This window comes from Pseudovibrio sp. Alg231-02, assembly GCF_900143565.1.
GTDB lineage: Bacteria > Pseudomonadota > Alphaproteobacteria > Rhizobiales > Stappiaceae > Pseudovibrio.
The window spans coordinates 860,560-879,060 of the sequence record NZ_FREX01000001.1 but is presented as its reverse complement, the minus strand read 5'-3'; the positions used below and the strand labels follow the sequence as shown (position 1 = coordinate 879,060).

At 51.8% G+C, this 18,501-nt stretch carries 16 protein-coding genes; 8 read left to right on the top strand and 8 right to left on the bottom strand.

All coding sequences use genetic code 11. The annotated features are described in order from the left end of the window. Window positions 1-64: 64 nt before the first annotated feature. Both DHN43_RS03830 and DHN43_RS03825 read left to right on the top strand, forming a co-directional pair. Window positions 65-994: a sulfite exporter TauE/SafE family protein gene (locus tag DHN43_RS03830; protein ID WP_057465030.1), complete on the top strand. Its 930-nt coding sequence runs from the start codon at window positions 65-67 to the stop codon at window positions 992-994. Then, complete coding sequence (locus tag DHN43_RS03825) at window positions 991-1,776, top strand: TIGR02186 family protein (protein WP_063287329.1); 786 nt, start codon at window positions 991-993, stop codon at window positions 1,774-1,776. Before DHN43_RS03830 ends, DHN43_RS03825 begins: the two co-directional genes overlap by 4 nt. Before the next feature lie 65 nt (window positions 1,777-1,841). On the opposite strand, the gene pdeM is transcribed toward DHN43_RS03825, so the two are convergent. Together pdeM and DHN43_RS03815 are read right to left on the bottom strand one after the other, a co-directional pair. Further along, the gene (gene pdeM / locus DHN43_RS03820; protein WP_199914777.1) at window positions 1,842-2,513 is read right to left on the bottom strand and encodes a ligase-associated DNA damage response endonuclease PdeM; all 672 of its coding nucleotides are present in this window, start codon (window positions 2,511-2,513) and stop codon (window positions 1,842-1,844) included. A 68-nt stretch (window positions 2,514-2,581) separates the two neighbouring features. Continuing rightward, the gene (locus DHN43_RS03815) at window positions 2,582-5,110 is read right to left on the bottom strand and encodes a ligase-associated DNA damage response DEXH box helicase (RefSeq protein WP_108817763.1); all 2,529 of its coding nucleotides are present in this window, start codon (window positions 5,108-5,110) and stop codon (window positions 2,582-2,584) included. A gap of 350 nt (window positions 5,111-5,460) precedes the next feature. Between DHN43_RS03815 and DHN43_RS03810 the strand changes: the two genes are divergently transcribed. The 3 genes from DHN43_RS03810 to DHN43_RS03800 all read left to right on the top strand — a co-directional run bounded on the left by DHN43_RS03810 (window position 5,461) and on the right by DHN43_RS03800 (window position 7,446). Next, a complete protein-coding gene (locus DHN43_RS03810) occupies window positions 5,461-5,853 on the top strand; it encodes a DUF4440 domain-containing protein (protein WP_057464953.1) in 393 nt (130 codons plus the stop codon). Between the two features lie 301 nt (window positions 5,854-6,154). After that, a complete protein-coding gene (locus DHN43_RS03805) occupies window positions 6,155-6,778 on the top strand; it encodes a 2-hydroxychromene-2-carboxylate isomerase (RefSeq protein ID WP_108817762.1) in 624 nt (207 codons plus the stop codon). 143 nt (window positions 6,779-6,921) lie between these two features. Beyond that, on the top strand, window positions 6,922-7,446 hold the full coding sequence (locus tag DHN43_RS03800) for a hypothetical protein (protein WP_108817761.1): 525 nt from the start codon (window positions 6,922-6,924) through the stop codon (window positions 7,444-7,446). Window positions 7,447-7,508: 62 nt separating this feature from the next. On the opposite strand, the gene DHN43_RS03795 is transcribed toward DHN43_RS03800, so the two are convergent. Then, window positions 7,509-8,378 carry an acyl-CoA thioesterase gene (locus DHN43_RS03795; protein WP_057464956.1) on the bottom strand — a complete coding sequence of 290 codons (870 nt, stop codon included), beginning with the start codon at window positions 8,376-8,378 and terminating at the stop codon, window positions 7,509-7,511. 69 nt (window positions 8,379-8,447) lie between these two features. Further along, window positions 8,448-9,413, bottom strand: a complete 966-nt coding sequence (locus DHN43_RS03790; protein ID WP_199914766.1) for an alpha/beta hydrolase — start codon at window positions 9,411-9,413, stop codon at window positions 8,448-8,450. A 204-nt stretch (window positions 9,414-9,617) separates the two neighbouring features. Here DHN43_RS03790 and DHN43_RS03785 point away from each other — a divergent pair, with 204 nt between their 5' ends. Continuing rightward, window positions 9,618-10,022: a secondary thiamine-phosphate synthase enzyme YjbQ gene (locus tag DHN43_RS03785; RefSeq protein WP_199914776.1), complete on the top strand. Its 405-nt coding sequence runs from the start codon at window positions 9,618-9,620 to the stop codon at window positions 10,020-10,022. A gap of 13 nt (window positions 10,023-10,035) precedes the next feature. Here the strand turns inward: DHN43_RS03785 and DHN43_RS03780 are convergent, their stop codons facing one another. The 3 genes from DHN43_RS03780 to DHN43_RS03770 form a co-directional block, all read right to left on the bottom strand. After that, the gene (locus DHN43_RS03780) at window positions 10,036-10,398 is read right to left on the bottom strand and encodes a hypothetical protein (protein ID WP_108817759.1); all 363 of its coding nucleotides are present in this window, start codon (window positions 10,396-10,398) and stop codon (window positions 10,036-10,038) included. Between the two features lie 147 nt (window positions 10,399-10,545). Further along, complete coding sequence (locus DHN43_RS03775; RefSeq protein ID WP_108817758.1) at window positions 10,546-12,258, bottom strand: sodium:solute symporter family transporter; 1,713 nt, start codon at window positions 12,256-12,258, stop codon at window positions 10,546-10,548. Beyond that, entirely contained in the window at window positions 12,255-12,551 is a 297-nt protein-coding gene (locus DHN43_RS03770) for a hypothetical protein (protein WP_208994808.1), read from the bottom strand. The genes DHN43_RS03775 and DHN43_RS03770 overlap by 4 nt, the downstream gene beginning before the upstream one ends. 473 nt (window positions 12,552-13,024) lie before the next feature. On the opposite strand from DHN43_RS03770, the gene DHN43_RS03765 reads away from it, so the two are divergent. Beyond that, window positions 13,025-13,699, top strand: coding sequence for a response regulator (locus DHN43_RS03765; RefSeq protein WP_014284470.1), 675 nt, complete (start codon window positions 13,025-13,027; stop codon window positions 13,697-13,699). Between the two features lie 85 nt (window positions 13,700-13,784). On the opposite strand, the gene DHN43_RS03760 is transcribed toward DHN43_RS03765, so the two are convergent. Next, window positions 13,785-17,318: a PAS domain-containing hybrid sensor histidine kinase/response regulator gene (locus DHN43_RS03760; protein ID WP_208994807.1), complete on the bottom strand. Its 3,534-nt coding sequence runs from the start codon at window positions 17,316-17,318 to the stop codon at window positions 13,785-13,787. Window positions 17,319-17,478: 160 nt separating this feature from the next. On the opposite strand from DHN43_RS03760, the gene DHN43_RS03755 reads away from it, so the two are divergent. Next, complete coding sequence (locus DHN43_RS03755; protein ID WP_063292159.1) at window positions 17,479-18,204, top strand: hypothetical protein; 726 nt, start codon at window positions 17,479-17,481, stop codon at window positions 18,202-18,204. Window positions 18,205-18,501: the final 297 nt, after the last annotated feature.

The following is an 18,501-nucleotide window of genomic DNA, read 5'->3' as shown; positions in this document are numbered from 1 at the left end:
GTTGTTGGATAAAAGGTGACTCGGGGCGCACTGTCAGGTCACCTGAGTGACCCGCGGTGCCATTTTGCAGATCTATCTACCCATCGCAGAACTGCCGATTAATGTCTTTATGATCTTCGCCATGGGCGGAACCGTCGGGTTCCTCTCAGGGCTTTTCGGCATTGGTGGCGGCTTCCTGCTCACGCCACTGCTCATTTTCTCCGGAATTCCGCCAGCGGTCTCTGTTGCAACCGTCACCACACAGATCGTTGCCTCCTCGGCCTCCGGCGTTCTGTCGTACTGGCGCAAAGCGGGCATTGACTTCAAACTCGCGGGTGTTCTGCTGTGTTCGGGTATCGTCGGCTCGGCAATCGGCGTCTGGATCTTCGGCATCCTGCGCAGCCTTGGGCAGTTGGATCTGGTGATCTCGCTGGCCTACGTCACCTTCCTCGGCACCATCGGCGTGCTGATGCTGGGTGAGTCCATGAAGGCCATCATGCGCCGCAAAAGCGGGAAAGCACCTGCTGGCCGCAAGCCCGGACAACACAACTGGGTGCATGGCCTGCCGTTCAAGGTCCGTTTCCGCCGGTCTAAACTGTATGTGAGCGTCATCCCGATCTTCGGTATCGGCAGCTCCATCGGTTTCCTCGGCTCAGTTCTCGGCATCGGCGGCGGCTTTATGATGGTGCCGGCGCTGATCTACCTGCTGCGCGTACCGGCCAACATCGTCATCGGCACCTCACTGCTGCAAATCCTCGGCACCATGGCCGTGGCGACCTTCCTGCATGCCATCAACACCCAGTCCGTTGATATCGTGCTCGCCCTGACGCTCATGATCGGCGGCGTGATTGGCGCCCAGTTCGGCGCTCAGGTGGGGCAGGGCATGCGCGGTGAACACCTGCGCCTCGGCCTCGGCCTGCTGGTGCTGCTCGTCGGCCTGCGCTTCGCGTTCAATCTGATTGTGGAACCGGAAGACCTCTATTCCGTCAGCGTGATTGAGGAGCCAGTCAAATGAGACGAGCGCTCCACTCACTCACTACACTGCTGACAGTCCTCTTTCTGGCACTCATCTCTGGTGCACCCGCTCTGGCTGAAAAGCTCGTGTCTGCCGTCTCGTCCTCTCACGTGGCCATCACCTCCAACTTCACCGGAACGCAGATCCTCGTTTACGGAGAGATCGCCAGAGACGCAGAAACCGTCTCCAGAACCGGCAATCAGGATGTGGTCGTCGTTGTGGAAGGCCCACTGGAACGCGTCACCACATGGCGTAAGGATCGTATCGTTGGCCTCTGGATCAACGCCACCTCACAGACCTACATCGCTGTCCCAAGTTTCTACGCCGTCCATGCAACGGATGACCTGCGCAACATCGCATCAGACGACTGGCTCAAACAGTACCGCATTGGTTTGGAACACCTGCCGCTTGCAGCCCTGGGCACCCGTGCGCCAGCGTTGGAGCGCAATGCGTTCAAGGCAGCGTTCCTGCGCTCCCGTGTCCAGCACGGCCTTTATTCGCAGATGTCCAAGTCCATCAACTTCCTGAGCCCGACCCTGTTCTCCACCACAGTGGACCTGCCAGCCACCATCCCGACAGGCGACTACAAGGTCACGACCTTCCTCTTCAGCGGAGGCGTATTGCTGGACCAGCAGGAGCAAGTCCTGACCGTGGCGAAAACAGGCTTTGAGCAGGTGACATTCAACCTGTCCCGGCAACATCCGGCAGTCTACGGCGCACTGGCCATTATTCTGGCCCTGTTCACCGGATGGCTCGCAGGCGTGATCTTCAAGAAAGATTAGGAAGCGAAAGCGTTCAGCGACGGTAGACAAAACAAAAGGCCCTCAAATCAGAAGGGCCTTTTTTGTTAATCGCTGAGGAGCTTGGAGGCAGTGAATGGGAACAATCGCCCGTTGCCCAGCATGAACACCGAGAACCGCTTCTCGGCAAACACATCAGAAAAAGCTCTGTCCATCACATTTAGGCCACCTGTCAGCGCACCAAAGGCTGGCAACACAAGGCGGTTGCCGTTGGTCGCAAAGCAGGCTCTGCGAATGGTACGGCCCATCCGGCGCACTTTGGCAGCTGGGTGCAAGTGCCCGCAAATCTCGCCGCGCTCAGCCTCTTCATTCGGCTCATGCCGGAAACTGAGGGATTTGATGGAGAGCTCTTGATAGCGCTCACCGCAAATGTGCCGGGCAATCTCAGGGTCGTGGTTGCCGGTGATCCAGATCCACTCCCGTCCCAGCTGCATGGTCGCCAGCATGGCGAGATACGCCGCAGGCATGCGCTCGGAGCTTTCGCAGTCATGGAAACTGTCACCAAGACAGATCACGCGACGCGGATCGAACAGATCGATCAGGGCGGAGAGCTTTTCCAGTGTGGCAGCTGTATCATAAGGAGGCAGCATCAGGCCCTTGCTCTTGGCAATGCTGGCTGCTTTTTCCAGATGGAGATCGGAAACCACAAGGGTCCGCTCATCTGGCCACCACAGGGCTCCACTGTCGTGAAGGCCAACAAGTTCTCTTGCGAGAGACAAGTCGTGGCATACAGGAATAGGTTGACGATAACTCGGTTCTACTCGTGGCTGCAACTGACTGTTAAGTCTCACAATTGGGCCTCCAGTAATAAATCATCTGCTGCGTCTGCCAGCAGCTCTTCTGTCGCACTTCCAAAGATAGGCTCTTTCCCAATTTCAAGAAGAACCGGAATAGCCAAAGGAGAAACGCGACCCAAAGCACTATGCGTGATTCTTTTGTCGATACGAGAAAGAAAGTGACCTAAACGAGAGATATCCAGAAGTCCTGTAGCGGCATCCGTCCAGGTTGCTTGTAAAAGCAGGTGATCGGGCTCGTGTTCGTGCAGTACGTTATAAATAAGATCCGTATTTATAGTTATCTGCCGCCCGGTTTTCTCTTTGCCAGGGTGCCGTCGTTCTACGAGACCTGAGATCATAGCGCAATTTCTAAAGGTTCGTTTCATCAAACTACTTTCAGCAAGCCACGCTTCAAGGTCATCACCAAGCATATCTTCTTCAAATAGGTCATCCAGCTTCAAACGCCCGCTTTTTATGGCAGCGCCCAAATCTGTCAGCCCCCACAGGGCCAGTGAATACTCAGTTGCCACAAACCCCAGAGGATGCAGGCCAGCGCGCTCAAGACGGCGTGTCAGCAGCATTCCCAGCGTTTGGTGAGCCAATCTGCCTTCAAACGGGTAGCACACAAGGTAGTGCTTATCGTTCCGCGGAAAGGTCTCTACCAGAAGACGTTCATAATCTGGTAACTGTGATTTCTCTTTTTGTAATTCCAACCATTCACGAACCTGACCTGGCAAAGAAGACCAACTGTTAGGATCAGAAGCAAAGTTGCGCACACCCTCAGCAAGATAGGTGCTGAGCGGAAACTTGCCGCCTTGATAACTCGGGATCTTCGGGTCTTGCGAAGCACTGCGGGACACATAGGCCTCGCTCTCCTTAAGGCCTTCAAACTTAAGCACCTGACCGGCAAACACAAAAGTATCGCCTACAGCAAGCTGCTCAATAAACCACTCTTCAATCTCTCCCAGCATCTTGCCGCCAAACCCAAGAGGCCGTTTGCTGTTGGCTCCGCGTGGTTTCACCTGCCGTACTTTGAGCGTTGCCGCATCTAAAATTGTACCGGAGTTGAGGCGATATTGCTGGGCAAATTGCGGGTGGGAAACGCGAAACAACCCCTCTTTGGTCGGGCGCAACTTGGCGTATCTGTCATAGGCTTTGAGCGCATAGCCACCTGTTGCCACAAACTCCACGGCCTTCACAAACAGATCATAATCCAGATGCCTGTAGGATTGACTGCTGATCACCTCTTCATAAAGCTGCTCAGGCTCAAACGACGCAGCACAGGCAACGCACATAATGTGCTGGGCCAAAACATCCAATCCGCCCTCACGAAGAGGAGGGGTATCTTGCTCACCTGCTTCAGAGGCTTCCAGGGCTGCCTGACATTCCAACACCTCAAACCGGTTGGAGGGTACTAAAATGGCCTTGGAGGCTTCATTCATGCGGTGATTGGCGCGTCCAATACGCTGCGCCAGCCGGCTTGCCCCTTTGGGAGCGCCCACATTGATCACCAGATCGATATCACCCCAGTCGATACCCAGATCCAGCGAGGAGGTACACACTACGGCTTTAAGCTGACCCGCCGCCATATGGGCTTCCACCTTGCGGCGTTGTCCCACATCCAGCGAGCCATGGTGAAGCGCAATAGGCAGCGTATCTTCATTGATGCGCCAAAGTTCCTGAAACAGCCGTTCTGCTTGCGAGCGCGTGTTTACAAACACCAGTGTGGTGGTGTGGGCTTTAATCTCCTCATAGATCTCCGGCAGGGCGTAGATGCAGGAATGACCAGACCACGGTAGCCTTTCCTGCGTCTCCAGGATGCTGATATGCGGCTTGGCCCCACCTTTGGCCTGCACAATTTCAGCATGGCGAACCTGTTGCGATAAAGGTTGTTCCACCAGATAGGCACGCAGATCATCAGGGTGCGCAATGGTGGCCGAAAGCCCGATACAGCGCAGGTTAGGTGCTAGCTTGCGCAAACGGGTCAGAGCCAGAGCGAGCAGGTCCCCGCGCTTGGAGGTCACCAGCTCGTGCAACTCATCCAAAATGACATAGTGCAGATCAGCAAACAGCCGCTCGGCGTTCTTGTCAGAAAGCAGAAGTGAGATCTGTTCCGGCGTGGTCAGCAAAATATCTGGTGGAAGACGTTTCTGGCGCTGCTTCTTGTGGCTGGGCGTATCGCCGGAACGGGTCTCCAGCTTGATGGAAAGCCCCATCTCCTCAATTGGCACCTCAAGGTTCCGGTGAATATCCGTCGCTAGTGCTTTAAGGGGAGACATGTAAAGCGTGTGCAGACCGCCTGTCCCAGCAGCTTTTGCTTCTCCGGCCTTGCGCTTGTCCGCCTGACGTTTGTGATGCAGGTCCACCAGTGACGGCAAAAAGCCCGCCAGTGTCTTACCGCCACCAGTCGGAGCGATCAGAAGGGCGGAGTTGCCAGCGGTCACCTTGTCAAACAGCTCCAGCTGGTGAGCACGCGGTGCCCAACCACGGCTGCCAAACCAGTTGTTAAAGACTGAGGGAAGGTGAGAGGTGTCTGTCATAAACGACGAAAAGGTCCGATCCTGAAAACAGTTGAGCGCACTTTGCCACCAATGATCACATGTGCCAATCAGAAATGGGGCAAACCAAGAACATTTTAGCAAAGAGGAGAAGGGAGGGGGATAAACCGATCTCACTCAACCCATTGGTGTCAAACCATGAGATTTATTCTGTGAGGTGGTCGGGATATCGGCATAAAAAGCGGAAAATACCCATGAAATTTGTTTCCTTCTGAAAAAAGGACTGGCAAACTGAGCCCTATCCACGGCATATAAGGGAAAACGGGCTCCAGAAGCCTTACCTTCGTGAAAAATGCTGGCACATCAATAAGCTGGGAAAAGGGGCAGTCACTATGAGTGTTCAGGACGAAACAGAACTAATGCTCTCCGAGTTGTTTGATAGCTATGCAGATGCCTATGAGGATTATGACGCCGGGCTGATTGCAGATTGCTTTGCATTTCCCTGTGTAATCTGGCAGCTGGAAGAAGGCCATGTCTTCAACGACAAGGCAGAGCTTTGCGAAAACATCGAAGCACTCTTGGAAGTGCACCGCGAGCATTATGTAACCTCTTCCATCTACGAAGTGGTGTCCTCTCACATCTCCGGCTCCACCGCGAGCGTCAGCCTCGACTGGCAGCAGGAAGATGACGAAGGCGAAGCAGTCTTCGATTTCACTTGCCACTACCTGCTTATCAACATCGAAGGCCGGTGGAAGATCGCAAGCATTGTGAACGAGCCTGCCTGATTGAATTCGGCTCAGCAATGAAGAATGAAGCTCCCGACTGCGAAGTTTGGGGGCTTTTTTGTAACCAACGCACAAAAAACGCCTTTAACGCAAACCAACGCACATAAGAACGCAAAGCTGATTTCTGATGTGTGTCCCGCTCTAATATGACCCGGTTTTCAGATAAACAGCCGTAAAAACAAAACTCTACAGCTGCTCATACGGTCTGCGCGTTTTTGTGAACGCCAACACAGGGCTTTCTCATTGAAATCTATCTGTTTTTGCAACAGGATAGGCTGAGTGTATACATTGGGGAACAATCATGACTGCACAGATCGATTACTTTTATACGCACCTGTCGCCATGGGCGTATCTGGGCCATCAGGAATTTCTGCGCATCGCGGAAAACTATGATGTCACAGTAACCTTTCGGCCAGTCAATCTCGCTGTCTTGTTCCCGCTGACAGGCGGTTTGCCTCTGGGCAAACGCCATCCGGCCCGCCAGAAGTACCGGTTTATTGAGCTTCAGCGCTGGGCAGAAAAGCGCGGCGTTTCAATGAACTACAAGCCAGCCCATTTCCTGGCGGACATTGCACTGGCAGATTCCATCGCAATTCGTCTGCAGGAGCAGGGCGGTCCGGTTGGCACTTATTCCCAGAAAGTCTTTGAAGCTGTCTGGCAAAAAGACCTCAACGCAGCCGATGAAAACGTCCTGACAGCCATCCTGAACGAGCTCGGTCTGGACGCGGATAACCTCATCGCAGCTGGAAAGTCTGATGAAATGCTGGAAGCTTACACAGTCAACTCCCGCATGGCTGAAACGGCAAATGCTGTCGGTTCACCAACCTATTTGCTCAACTCCGAGCCATTTTGGGGACAAGACCGCCTCGACCTTCTGGAAGATGCGTTGAAAAGTGGCCGCGGCCCTTATCAAAGCCTCGAGTAGTTCCCATTTCACACCTATGTCTGATCGGATGGTCAAGGCGCTCTGATTGCTGCTAAACTGAAAGCCATATCTGCCAGCAGGTATGGCTCTGCAATCTCCAGAGGCTTTAAGTCGTTGATTTGAAACAGAGATGGGAAGAAATCGTGAAACAGTCTTATCTGGCCAGTGGAATCCTTGCGGTCACCTTTGCGATGAGTGGACAAAGCGCATTTGCCCAAACTGAGCAGGATGTTCCCGTTCGCTTTGAAATGCAGCAGACGGATAAAGGGCTGATCCGCCTCGATACCCGCACGGGGATAGTATCACTCTGCGCCACTAAGGCCGAAAAACTCGTCTGCCAGCCTTCCCTTGACGGCATCATGGTCTACGAGGACGAAATCACCCGTCTGGAAGCAGAAAACAACAAGATGCGTCAAGAACTTAGACGCATCTCCGAAGCACTTGCTACCCTGACCGAAGACGCTAGCATCGCCGCCATCAAACCCGAAGCAGGCCTCGACCTCTCCATCGCCAACCAACAGGAAGAAGGCTGGTTCGGCGATGAAGAAGAGCAAAAACTGGAAGAAGCACTGGAGTTCACCGAAAACGCCATGCGCCGTTTCTTCTCTGTTGTCGAAGAAATGAAAGACGATTTCCAGAAGGGCGAAAACGAACAGCCAGCGCAGTAACAAGCGGGCATAAAAAAACCGCCTTCAAAGGAAGGCGGTTCTTAACGCGTTGGTCGCAAAGCTTACTGTGTTTGTAAGGCCACCAGTGCTGTGCGGAAATCTGCAGTCAGAGGGACAGTCTTACGGCTATTCAGATCCATGCTGATAGACACCTGATCACACACCGCCGCCAAACGCTTGGTACGAGATTCAAACAGATGATGGCGGATTGTGAAGGTGTTTTCCTGAACGCTGGTCAGCGTAGAAATCACCAGACCCATATCCCCCAGCTTCAGCGGGCTGATCCAGGATAGCTTCTGCTCCAGCGCAACCCGGCCGTATTCATTCTCATCCAACCACGCCGTGTTCATCGGAGTCCGCTCCCACACATGCGCCGCAGCATCAGAGAAGCAGGCAAGTGCAAATGCGTCTTCAGCTTTCTGTTCAGCATTCAGATTCCGTGGCAGAACTGTTGAGCGGCCAGTAATCTGCGCGCCGCTCTTGAGCAAATCATCAATAGTTGGTTTGCCAGAGAACGGGCTTGGCGAGATGCCACGTGGAACCGCTGGCTTGGAGATATTCTCCTCAACATCTTTGAAGCGCGCCCGCAACTGCTTTGCAGAACTAGGATTTGGCGTATAGCCATCAATCGCGGTTGCGCAGATCTCCCCGGTGGAGCCTTCAATCATTTCATGCACAACAGAGAGCATGTGCGGCCCGTCAAAGGCCACATAAGACTTCACGGTAATCAGGGATGCAGCAACCAGCTCTGCATGGTAACGCACGTGCCGAACACGGCGCGCACCAACCAGTGCTTCGCTAAATCCGGTCATCATTCTGAATTGACGGTCAGCTTCTTCAAATTTAGAGAAGTAAAACTGCACGTTCAAATGGTCGTTCTCGTCGCATTCCCATGTATTCACAAACGAGAGAAGTGTTTCTAAGCTTGCCATATCCAACCCTTTGTGCAGCCTCGGTCCATAAGCGCTACTGCGATAACCCACTAATTATTAATAATTAGGTCAGGTCGAACCGAATTTCGTCCGAAAAAAACTATCTATCCTTTGGGTGCTCAGCTTGGCAAGAGCAAGATCAAAACTTTGAAAAACATGACATCCATGGGGATAAACCTCAAGTGAAGTCTCCACTTCAGCAGATTTCAACCTGGACGCGAGAAAACAAGTATCATCCAGTAGTGGGTCTTCTGTACCTACACTTAGCAGTGCTGGCGGCAATCCTTCCAGCCGGGCATACAAAGGAGAAACAGCTGGATCCTCCGCGTTTTCCTCTCCAAGCAGAAAATGCCTCCCGAACATTTGAAGGTCACGGGTTGTTGGAAAAAGCACCTCTTCACCCCAAAGGCGGGCAGATGGCGTAAGCCCGATGTCATACCAACCTGACAACAAAACCAACGCCTTAAAGGGGATCATCCCATGCTTGTCACGCAGGCGAAGGGCGGTCGTCAGGGCCAATGTCGCACCCGCACTTTCCCCGGTCAAAGCAAAGGCATCCCAGCCATATTGGCTCGCGCCTTCATTCAAAACCCAATGGCAAGCCGCCTCACAATCATCAGGTCCTTGCGGGAAAGGATGTTCCGGAGCAAGGCGATATTCAACTGAAACTAGGTCAAGCCCAGTGTTGTTTGCCATGCTCTCCAGATAAGGATCCTGAAAGGAAGCTGAGCCGAAAACAAAGCCTCCACCATGGAAATGAATTATCACACCTTTTGATGAGTTTTTATCAGCTTTGAAGAGCCGTAGGGGAATAGAACCATGCTGCCCTTCAATTTCCAGATCTTCAGCCTGCTCCGAGTAGGTTGGGATAGGAAACGCACCAAGCCCCTGTAACCGGCGTTCACGGGTGACAGTAGGGGGGAAACTCCATGGATCAGGAAGCGCGCGCAGCTGCTCCGTCATTTCCTTGTTAAATGCCTTTGCTTCAGCGACGGCCTCTTGACTTATCGACAGAGGAGCGAAATTCTCAGACATGTAGTTTCTCCGGAAGCGACAATAAAATGTTGCCAATATATTTGTTATAGAAGTTGTCGCGCAATCTCGCGTCAATGACAACGACACGATCTTAATTAACGAATAATAAGGGGATGGATTTCGAGCATGTCGGGTTGGTCAAAAACGAAGAACAGCTGCGAAGTCTGGACCATTGATAGTGGTCAGACGCAGCTTTCTCAGTCCATGGGACGACTGGTGTTCATGACGGAGGGATTAGGCTTTTATGAAGTCACCAAAGAGATCCGGGAATGGGCCAAGTCGCTCCAATTAAAAGATGGATTGCTCACATTATTCGTTCGCCACACTTCGGCCTCTGTCACCATACAGGAAAATGCTGATCCGACCGTTCTGCAGGACCTGCAAAAGGCTCTGGCAAATCTTGCGCCTGAAAATGGTGGGTGGCTCCATTCTTATGAGGGCCCGGACGATATGCCTGCGCATATCAAAACCATGCTCACAGGAGTATCTCTGCAAATACCGGTGGTCGACGGGGAGTTGGATTTGGGGACCTGGCAGGGTATTTATTTGATCGAGCATAGAAGAGCGCCGCATCGACGCTCCATGACCCTGCATTATCTTGGTTCCTGACGACTGACAGCAGTCAGTCAGAAATACTAGCTACAACGCTGACGAACCAGAGCCCCAGAGCGATAACCATCGCCCGCTTGGAATACTCATGATAGGCGGTGCGTAGCGCGTCGCTTTGCATTCTGTTTGGGTCTTGCCCGCTGCTGTCCTGTCCCTTGATCAAGGCCCACGCATCATCGCCGTCATGCTTACCGTTTGGCATAATCCAGGCTTTGTAAACAAGAACAGCACTCAGAGTGATTGCAAGCATAGCGCCTGTACGGAAAGAACTTGCCGGATCAAAGCTGAGCGCTGCCATAATCAGGAGCACGCCGAGGCAGTAAAATCCGCAGATACGAGCAACACTGGCACGGGCAGCACGTTGTAAAGCGTCCATAGGTTTCTCCTAGGCTTCTATTGGAGATAAACTATAGACGCAGCTCTATTGAATTCGACTTAGCGGAAGTTGTAAATTTGAATCGGCGTAAATGGACTACAAACGACGGTCAGTGCTTGTAAGAGTTTACTTACAACTTTCTGAAAATTACATCTTAATCTCTATGAGTTCTTCCGGTTCATCCTTGTCAGAAGTGTCAGGTAGATCTATCGAGAGGTCTCGTTCGCCTGGTTGCTCCAATAAACTTGCCAGATAAAAATGACGCTCATCCTGGGAAAAAGTAACGTAGGAAAGTGAGATTCCGACGGCAAATCCTAAGAACACACCGAGCAATCCGCCCATCTCAGCAGGAAAACCAAACCAGAAGCCCGTGGAACCACTGGTCACGGCAAGAGCGTAAAACAGGGTTGCCAAGCTGCCTGAGAGCATCGCGCTGTATGCCGCTGTTGCGTGAAATCTGCTCCACCAGCATGAAAGTACAAGCACAGGAAAGAAGGCAGCCGCTGCAAGGGAGAGCGACAATGTCAGCATGTCTAAGAACAACAAACTCTCGCTATAGGCAAGATAGGTGACAAAGGCACAAATCACCAGAACCACAACACGTGCCAGCACGATTTTCTGGTTGAGAGAGGCACGTGGCAACACCAAAGCCTCAACGAGATCTCGCGAAACGCTTGTTGAAAGCGCCATCAAGAGTGCAGAACTTGCAGCAAGTGCTGCTGCAACAATCCCGGACCTGATCAGCGCAGCAATGAGACCGCTTTGATGGCCCTGATCAAGTGCATTCGGTCCAAGCAGGTTCTGAAGCCGTTCATCCGCCAGCAACAGGAAATAGGCCGACCCAACAACCACCAGGAGCAAAAGGAAAGAAAGAGAATATCCGGCAGCGCGACGAGCAGATGCTGAACTTCCTGTTCCCTGAAACTTGCTGAGAAGGTGGGGAAGGCTAGCCATGCCAATGGCAAAGAAAAGAGCAGTTCCAATCAACGGCCAGAGACCACCAGCATATGGCCCTTGCATCAAGAACCAGCCGATACTTGTATTCTCAATATCAATGATCGCGGCGAGTTGCTCTGTGAGCGAAGTACTGACGACACTGGTGAAACCAACATTTTCGGAAACCATTGGTGAGGTTAGCTGGTCCAATCCAAGCAGGATGACTGGTGAAAGGCAGGCAAACACCATCAGCACACCTTGCAGAGCCTGTGTCCACACAGCTCCGCTGATACCACCAAGCACAACAGAAATGAGCAACACCATTGAAAAGAGCAGAATGCCCGTCGTTGAGGTCGCGTTGAGAGATGTTGCCAGAACCTGACCACCAATCAGCATCTCGGTGCACAGGAGAGGAATACCAACGAGAACAACCAGACCACTGGCAATCAACCGCACCAAATTGCTCTGCAAACGGACACCCAGAAACTCCGGAACCGTCGCCGAACCAAACTTCCTGAGAGGAGAGGCAAAGAGCACCGCACATAAGACAAGACTGCTTACCCATCCTAAAACAATTGGGAAGCTGATGTATTCAGGCAAGAAAACCACAGAGAGGAACAGGGGAAAGAAGCTGCCACCAACAAAACACGCAGCTAAGGTCACACCTGTCAGGCCTGCCGGCACATTCTTGCCGCCCCAATGATACTCAGAGAGCTTCATCGTCCGCGCCAGAATACCCACCATGGCAAATACCAGCAATGGCAGCAAAGCCATCAATGCTTCGATAAGCACGACAACAACGCCCGCTTTTTCCATAACGGCGAGTAGACCGGTCAGCAAAAAGAGTGCGAGCGTGAACAGACAAAGCGCAAGCGGAAGACCTTTGTATTGTGAAGGATGAGGATCGAGGCTGGAGAGTGTCATGATGTGCTCCCCTGCTTCTGAGAAGAGCCTGTGTTGCTTTCATCAAGCCTGTCCTGTGCGCCGCAAAACCACGAGATCAGGATACTGGCGACAAAAAATAGGAGGCATCCCCACACATAACTGTTTGATAGAGAACCCAAAAGCCCACTCAACTCATTTTGAGGCGCATTTGGATCAGAGCCGGGTGCTCCATAATAGACAGCGATGCCAAAGAAGATGAGCCAGAGAATGAGCGTTGCAGCCATGAGCGCACGTGTTTTGGTCCAATAGGCGACTCTATTTGGTGTACGCACTCCCACCTCCAGTAATGATTACCCAACGTATACATACTCTACAGTCCCCCAAGCGAACCGCTAGACTAAAATTCTACTACCTAATACTAATCCCCAATCCTCGAAGTTCAAAAAACAGAAAAACGCAGGATTTGGGAGACCCATACTTTGGGAGCAACTCTTGAGTTCTATGCATGCCTTCTTGCAATATCTTAATGATTACTGACGGTTTTGTGGTAAAAGTGCGTGAGATGAGTGAAAACAATCAACTTCATGCTTGCCAGCACCTCCCTGTTTCGCATAATGCTTTTGTATAGGGGGATGCGACCGGTTGAGACTCTGCGGAGTTCTAAGGTTGTAAAATATCTATCGTGGCGTTTTGGGAGAGCTGCGAAAATCTCGTTCAAGCTCCCGAGGCGTCGAAAACTGTACATCTGATGATCTTATTTCGACGAGACGGATCGAAGGTCATTGGAGGCAGTCCACGACAAGAAATGGAGGAGCACAGCGTGCACAACGCGGTCCACCGCTTTATTATCGCTGATGACCACCCGCTGTTCCGTGGTGCAATGCGTCAAACAATCGAGAAACAGTTCGCATCGGTAAAGATTATCGAGGCTGGGAGCCTTGATGAAGTCACCGCTGCTCTCGATCGGGAGGAAGACGTAGACATGATCCTTCTGGATCTGTCCATGCCGGGCATGCGAGGGTTCTCTGGATTAATGTACTTGCGTGCTCAATATGTGGGTGTGCCAATTGTTGTCGTTTCCGGAACAGAAGATCCGACTACAATTCGCAGTGCCATTGAGTTTGGCGCGTCCGGGTATATTCCAAAGTCACTTGGTATTGATGTTATTCAGGATGGTGTTTCAGTAGTTCTGGAGGGAGGTGTTTGGATTCCACCAGACATTGACCTGAACACCGTTGATGAAGCAACCAAAATGGCTCAGCGTCTGGCCTCTTTGACACCGCAGCAAGTGCGTGTGTTGATGATGCTTTCGCAAGGTTTGCTGAACAAGCAGATCGCCTATGAATTGTCTGTATCGGAAGCGACTGTAAAAGCGCATGTTTCTGCTATTTTGCAGAAGCTTGGCGTTGAAAGTCGGACACAGGCAGTCATTGCAGCGGCAAAGATCGAAGCTGGTCAGTGGCAAAGCATTGCTGGCTAGGTATTCTTCGAGTTGATCTACGAAAAAAGGCGCTCTTTGGAGCGCCTTTTTTGTTGGCAGTGCCAAATGTGAGGCTCCTGAAAGGTCATGTGTCTCCTAGAGCTGCCTTGCACCGCATCAGGTGTGCTCGCAGTACAGCTGGCTTCAGCGGCTTATGGATCATCTCCATATCTTTGTCAGAGGCCTCTGTACGCACTTCTGCCGTTCTGTCTGCAGTAATAAGCATAGCAGGGAAGTGCACGCCAAACTTCCAGCGCAAGTGCACAACGGCTTCAATGCCAGTTCCCTGATCCAGATGGTAGTCTGCCAGAATGATGTCTGGTTGCGTCTTACTGGCATAGATTGCCTTGGCAGCATCCTGCGCATTTGGAGCCGTCAGCACGTTACATTTCCATGTACGCAACAAAGACTCCATACCCTCCAGAATCTGCGGTTCATTATCGATAGCCAGCACATTGAGGCCAGCCAGCTGACTGACGATAGCACTGGGCTGAGCTTGCTTTGCAGCAACTGGTACACTCATGGCCTCTTTAATGGCAAGAGAGAAGCGAGAGCCTCTCCCATCCTGAGATTTGAGTGCCACGTTGAGCGCCAACACCTTACTAATGCGTTCCACGATAGAAAGGCCCAGCCCAAGCCCGGAGGCAATGCGTGCGCCATCATCAAGGCGGCGGAATTCCTTGAAAATCAGCTCCTGCTGCTTTTCTGGAATGCCGATCCCGCTATCGTAGACCTGAATATTTGCCATATTGTTCTTCGTCTTGCGAACACCGACTACGACGCCACCTTTTGTAGTGTACTTCAGTCCATTTGAAATGAGGTTCTGCAGCAAACGCCGCAAAAGACGTCGATCTGAGCGCACACAAACATCTGTGCTGCGGATTGTGAGCTTGAGCCCTTTTTCCTTGGCAATTGGAGTGAACTCTACGCGTAATGGATTGAGAATATCATCCAGGCGGAATGTCGAGATCTCTGCTTTGAACGCCCGGGTATCCAGACGGGAAATATCGAGAACAGCACCAATGATCTCTTCTACTGACTCCAGTGAGGCCTCGATATTGCTAACCAGTTTGCGGTCTTCCGGGTCTCCGTCCATGAAACGATCAGTCAGAGTAGAAGAATAAAGTCGCGCTGCATTCAACGGCTGTAAAATGTCATGGCTTGCAGCAGCCAGGAACCGCGTTTTGTCCTGATAAGCCAGCTCAGCCGTCTTCTTGGCAGCTTCAAGTTGCTCATTCACCTTCGTCAGCTCTTCGGTCCGGTCCCGAACCCGCTGCTCCAAATTCTCATTGGCTCGGGCAAGAGCTTCCTCTGCAAAAACACGCTCAGTAATATCAGTGTAACTGGTGACCAGCCCACCATAAGGCATTGGGCTGGTGCGCACTTCCAACACCGTTCCAGTGCTGACCAGATGCTCCTGATAGGTCTCTTGGCGATTAATGAAGTTGTGCATGCGCAGACCGACAATCTCGTCTACATCGCCATCTCCAAACTCGCCTGCTTCTGCAATATGGCGGATCATCTCCTCAAGCGAAGTGCCAACTTGTCCAAACTTGGCCGGCAACATCAGCATCTCGCGATACTGCCGATTCCAGCAGATCAGGCGCAAATCCTTGTCATAAACAGAGATACCCTGCCGCACTTGGTCCAGCGCGATCTGCAAAAGATCGCGGTTATATTGGATGGCCTCGGTCGCATCATCCAGCAGTTTGATGGCTTCCTGTGTACCCGGGTCTCGCCGTTTGAGCAGAAGAGAAAGCACCAGTCGTGCGGACGCTGATCCGATTGCACTGGCAAGCAGTTGCTCGGAAAAACGCAGGATCACGGCATCGGCTTCTTCGCTGCTGTCAATCGTGATGCGATGCTCCGCAGCATAGGTATCAAAGGAACGCTGCGTCCGCTCTTCTCCAACATAACGAGAAATCGTTGCTTGCAGATCTCCGATCGTCACTGTTGTCCGCAGCTTCCGCAGGGCAGGGGCCTGTGCAATCCCAGTGGGCACAAAAGTGTTGGCCTGAATGCGCTCAATCGCAGTCGGTTGCCGCGTGAGCGAGAAGACCACGTAAAACAGCAGTCCCGACAAAAGGCTCCAGAGTACACCGTGCACAAACGGATCCATATCAAGGTAAAGCAATGCTTCAGGCTTCAGGAACTCTATGCCGAACGGGCCGTTACTAAGGATGTTTGAGCCAAAGATACTCTCCCGCGCAAAGACAGGAAGCAGCAGAGTGTAGAACCAAACTGCAAATCCAGCTGTCATACTGGCAATCGCGCCGCGCGCCGTCGCTCTGCGCCAGATTAAGCCACCGATAAAGGCAGGAGCGAACTGTGCAATTGCTGCAAAAGAGAGAAGGCCGATGCTCGAAAGAGCCGCACTATCACCCGCAACGCGGTAGTAGACATAACTTCCTAGAATGACGAGGAAGATCGACATGCGCCGAATGCCCAGCACCAGCTGGCTCATGTCTTCGCCTGAAGTCGAAATGATCTCGTCTTCACTACGCCGGCGCAGAATAATCGGCATCACCAGATCGTTGGAAACCATGATGGAAAGCGCAACGGTGGTCACAATCACCATGGCTGTTGCTGCGGAAAGACCACCAATAAACACCAGCAGGGTCAACCAGTCAGCATCATAAGCACGAGGCAGCGCCAGCACGAACATGTCCGGGTCGACCGTGTTGCCCAAAATGGTCATACCTGCAAGGGCAATGGGCACGACGAATAGATTGATGGCGATCAGGTAACTTGGAAACAGCCATGTCGCCCGTTTCAACTCAGCTTCACTGTTGTATTCCGTCACAGTCACATGGAACTGGCGCGGCAGAAGCACAATCGAGAACAAAGACAGGAGCGTGATAACTGCCCACTTGCTGGCGTTGATATTCGTGAACAGGTCCTGTGAGCTGTTGGTGTTAGCAAAGGAAGCGTGCAGGAGATCCCATGGCCCATCAAACAGCATGAAGGTAACCCAAATACCGATTGCGAGAAAAGCAACGAGCTTAACAACGGCTTCAGTCGCGATGGATAGCATCAAGCCTTCTTGGTGCTCTGTCGCATCAATATGGCGGGTGCCGAATAACCACGTAAACACAGCCATGAAAATGGCGATCATCAGTGTCTCATCACCAAAGATCGAAATCTCTGCATCATCAAGCGACAATAGAGGGTGCAGCACAATCGTGCCGACAGACAGATCCAGCGCCTTCAGTTGAAGGGCGATGTAGGGGATCATGCCGATAAAGGCGATCAATGTGACAATCGCGCCGACCATAGGGTTTTTGCCATACCTAGCGGCAATAAAGTCGGCAACGGATGTAATCTTTTCTGCCTTCGCAAGTTGGATCACCCGCAGGATCAGCGGAAACCCAAAAGCGAACACGAGGATAGGCCCGAGGTAAATGGCAATAAACTCGAAACCATTTCTCGAAGCAGATCCGACAGATCCAAAAAATGTCCATGATGTACAATAAACGGAGAGCGAGAGGGCATAGATGAGTGGCCGCCCTCTTGTCTTTTTAACGCGGTTCTTGGCGACTTTGTCACCGTAACTCGCGATAACAAATAAGAGCAGTATATATGCCAAAGCGACAAGGACTACGATCCAACCTTGAAGCATGCTTCCCCCGCCGGACTGGTAGGTCCGTTACTTCCATTAAGTGTTTTTTGTCTCTCAATGTTGCACAGTTGACCGATCTTTTGTGAAAGGCAAGAGTTCAATACGAGTTATTGCGTCTTTGTAACCGTAGATTTTTCCGACCGCGACGAAAGGCTATGAGTTGGGACAACAACGCAATTCTACCAAAGAGAACCTGCTAGGTGCCTTTGAAAATATCGAGAATGTATCTCTCGACAGTCCAAGCTGGCTGAAGCGCATCTATGCTTTCTTCTTTTATAGATCCGACTTGGATACCCTTCTTAAGTTAAAGGGGTATCTTGGGCGCAGTGCGGCGTATCTGACTTATAAGAATGTGCAGGAATACTCCCGCTCTCGGGCTGGTGTTCATTGGAAGACACTGCTTGACGAGGAAGATTTTCAGCAGGCTCTCGAAGCCTCCCGTTGGAGCTCCTTCTCCATCACTGTGGAGCTTGTGGGCGAAATGGCTCTCATTGTGTTGCGGCAAAAAACGAGAATGGACCCGCAGGATCTTGCTGGCATGATCGGGCAACTGCTCAAGGAAATCTTGGTTGAGCATCAGGAAGCTTCCGTTTGCTCTGCGCAGGAATGGAATGCCTTAGCTCAGAACATGTCGACCAAAATGCGTACGGATGCTTTAGTGCCAGCCCGCAGTGTTGCAGACATTGCGGCTACACAAGTCTCGAAGATCTTTTGTAGCCTACCGGTTCACAAACGTTTGCATGGCCATGATGAGCTGTTGCTTCTCAACGGATTGCGATTGAACCTTTTGCAACTGCAGCATGAGTTTTCAATACGTGCCAACTTCAAAGCACTTACAGAACTGGCACAAAACCATCAGATCCGATCTCCTGACCCCGATTTGTGAGTGCGAAATAAAATTTCAATCGCCGCACACGACTCAAGGAAGGGGCTTCGATACCGGGCGAAAAGAGCCTGAAACGTTGTGCTACGGTGGAAAACCTGGGCTCAGAGTATGATATATCCTGCGACATATACGCGCCGTATAGGTGAACACGCTTACTACTTTTGGTTTACTCTACTTAGTCTTATTCCAAATTCCGCAATGATTTTGCGTCGTGACCCAAAACTCGTAAAATAATATTTTACATAAACTAACCTAAGGGTTCTCTGGGTTTTACAATAGGTAAATGCATTATCTAGC